This window comes from Pedobacter sp. 01N416 (assembly GCF_056399685.1).
The window spans coordinates 1-3513 of the sequence record NZ_JBFTRT010000531.1; the positions used below are offsets into that span (position 1 = coordinate 1).

Genomic DNA, 3513 nt, shown 5'->3' on the forward strand with positions numbered 1-3513 from the left:
GGCAAGAGTTCGTGCTGTACCGTTCCCCTTGAAAAATAAGGATTGTTACCACGCATACTCATTAACTTATCATCTTCTTCCATCGAATTTGTTGGATAAGAAATACTGATTTCGCGCCCACCAGTAAAAAATGGATTTACCAATTGGCGTTCTGCCGACATCATGACCATACCCCAGGTTTCTTCAGCAAGCGCCGGAATATTGATCAGATCGTTGGCTTTTATAAAGCTTAAGGCATCATCCTGTAGTTTTACAATCAACTCTGGCTGTTTACCTAAGGGTACGTAGCTATTCTTGATTTTTTCCTGAGCTTTTTTCCAGTCTTTACCGAAGCCCATTGCTGCTGATGCTTTTAAAAGTTCTTCGTCGCAAAACTTAAATTCTTTTTCGGCAAGCTGAATCAGTTCTTCTGGTGTATAAGGAATAAGCTCTGCATTTAATTGCCTGATCAGTTCTTCCCTTCCGATGGGATTTCCCTTAATTTCTGGTTTGTTTGATTTTGCCCCAGCTACAGGATCTCCTTTATCGTTAAAAAACTTAGCGTAATTGGTCAAAGCAAGATCTAACCTTTCGTAAGGTTTAGGTGCCCACCAGGTAAAACCAGGTTCATAATCCATATAAAACTGATAAAAACCTTTTAAACGGTGTTTTAAACTCAAGGTTATGGCCGTTGCCATTTTAAGCTGATCGGGTTTGAGGCTTGCTTGCTTTGTGAAATTTTGGCTCAGGGTATCAATCTGCTTCGCGATTTCGGTCATCTGGACAGCCAGTAAAGATCCTTCTTTATAAGTGCCCCTTCTTCTTAGTTTTTCGAGTGCATAAATCGCATCGGCGAAGGTGAAATATTTAGACAGGGCATTATATTCTGTTTCCTCTTTGCCCAAGAGCCAAACAGAAGATTCTATCTGTTTTTTAAGGAGGATATAATCTACTTTGCCATAAATACTAAAGCCTTCAAATTTGGCTGATTTTAACTTACTTAAATAATCTTTATTGATGTCTTGCAGGCGTTTTCTTTGTTCCGGGCTTTTAAAAGTAGTCATCGGAAAAGAATAAGTACCTCCTGCAGAATAAGGATAGTAGAAATCGTTAATGGCATCCATATCCCTTTGGTAGCCTACTATCAGCGTACCCATTTCGCTGGTTTGTTCGTACAAACTTTCGTTTGAAGTTTGGGCTAATACAAAAGTACCTGATAACAGGCTTACCATTAACAAAAGGGCAAAAAACTTCAATTTGTTTTGCATTTAGAGTTGGTTAAATTTAACGAATAGCATTTGCCTCCATTTGAAAAAATGGCTAGCTTTTTTTAAAAAAATAAAAGTGTTTTTTGTTTAAGCRCCTACGTAGCTCACCCTGCTCACATTATTATAAGTATCGATGTATGCTCTTGGCGACTGGCCAATAATACTTTTAAATACCCGGTTAAAATTGGTAATACTATTGAAACCAGCTTTATAGGCTACACCTGAAATGCAATCGGCTTTCTCACCCGAAATAAGGCTTTTACAGGCATCGTTAATTCTAACTTCGTTTAAAAAGGACACGAAAGTATGTCCGGTATGTTTCTTAAAATACCTGCAGAAGGCCTGAGGAGTCATAAACGCGGCATTGGCTACATCTTCTAAAGAAATTTGATTGTTGTAGTTTTCGGTAATGAAGTTAATGATCTTGCTCAATCGCATCCCTTCATTTTCGGTTACGTTAGAAGAATACATATCCGAACATAACGATTCTACATTCTCATTTAAATCCTGAAGACTGTTAACCAATTTCAAGAAGTTAAACAGCACATCAACTCCTGATGCCTGGTGAACATTGAACATTTTGGTTACCATGTTTTTAGTAAAAGCAGCAGGAATTTTGAAACCATGTTTGTGTTTAGCTAAAAAACCACTTGCCATCTTCATTTCGGGAAGATTGAACAAAGCAGCTAAAATACCGTTAGGATTAAAGTAAATAGAACATGCTTTGATTGTTTTATTGTTATCAGCAGAGAAATATTCAGGGTTGCTTTTAAAAAGATGTGGAAGTTTTGCCCCAATTACAAAAATATCACCCGATCGGAAAGCATGCATGTCATTCCCCGCAATTAACGTCCCCTCTCCCTTTTCTATGTAAGTAATCTGCCACTCATCATGTCGGTGCAGATACTGGTAAAAATATGGAAGTTCAATATGTTCCGATATCACACTCTTGTCATCAGGAACAAGCATGGTAAATGGTAATACTTTCATAATTTCGGTTTAGTTGGTTGAGTTTGATTACGAAATGAATGTATAAATATTAACTCAAATAAACCAATAAAACTTAAATAAGGTTAAAATACTGCTATACTTTGATAATATATGACGGATTTGATGATGAATTCTGCAGCTTGTAAATCACTATATATTTAGTTAACCTGCTGTAAAGCAAGATCTAAAACGATTAATTTAGACGGGCGAAGTTTGCTATTTTTAGATTAGCGATGCATTTCGGCGTTTTTTGGGGGAATTGTGAAGTTAAGTCAAGGAAGTCAAGTTTTAAAAACTTGACTTCCTTAGTATATTATCGAACTACTGCAAATGGCTCCATTTTTAGATCAGTAGCCATGCCCGAAGCAATCTGGCTAACCAACAAACCCGTTGCGGGACCTAAACTTAACCCCATCATACCGTGGCCCGTAGCGATAATTAGATTTTCTCTTTTTTCGCTTCTGCCAATGTAAGGCAAACCATCAGGTGATGACGGACGGAAACCATACCAGATATCTTTTTCTGCCGGAAGTGCGGGGTTTAAATCTGGAAAATATACTGGAACCGATTCTACAATCCCTTTAACCCTTTGCATATTAATGCGGGTATTAATTTTATCTAACTCCATTGTGCCGCCGTACCTAATCTGCCCGTTCATTGGTGTTATGGCCACCCTGGCTTCACATAACAATGCCGGAATAGTTAGCCGTTGCTGAGGTTCCGGTTCCATAAAAGAATAACCTTTACCTGGCATTAAAGATATTTTAACATCGGCCATTTTAGCCACAGCAGGCGACCATGAACCAGTTGCCAAAACGTACTGATCGGCTTCCCAGGCAGTATTGCCTGTAAAAACCTTCATAATGCGATTGCCTGCCGTTTCAATTTTATCAACCTCTCTGCCACGTTCTATCTTAACACCATTGTTTAGTAAATATTGAAGCAAAGCATTCATCAACTTTGTTGGGTAAAGATGTGCATCGCAACGATAATGTACTGCGCCTAAAACATCTAATTTTAAATCGGGTTGTAATGCGCGGCATTCTTCGGCTGTTAATACAGCCATATCCAAACCCAGTTCAATTGCCCTTGCAGCTAAATGCGCTTCTTCTTCTCCTGCTTTTTCTGTTTTATAAAATGCCAGAATGCCGTTGTTGGTTAATTCGAAATCGAAATCAGGCTCTTTTGCCAAGCCTTCATATAGTTTTTTGCTCAGTAACGATAAATCGCGTAAAGGTGCTGCCGATTGGCTTACGTGTTTTGCCGTGGCATGCTT

2 protein-coding genes and 1 pseudogene are annotated in these 3513 nt (G+C 38.5%); all 3 read right to left on the reverse strand.

Annotated features, from left to right (window positions below; translation table 11 throughout):
* Positions 1–1247, reverse strand: a pseudogene (locus tag AC1DND_RS22990) (DUF885 family protein); the annotation flags it as partial.
* Between the two features lie 87 nt (positions 1248–1334).
* Entirely contained in the window at positions 1335–2237 is a 903-nt protein-coding gene (locus AC1DND_RS22995; RefSeq protein ID WP_215126077.1) for an AraC family transcriptional regulator, read from the reverse strand.
* 313 nt (positions 2238–2550) lie between these two features.
* Positions 2551–3513 (reverse strand): NAD(P)/FAD-dependent oxidoreductase (locus tag AC1DND_RS23000; RefSeq protein ID WP_477584919.1); only part of this gene is annotated, 963 nt, incomplete at its 5' end.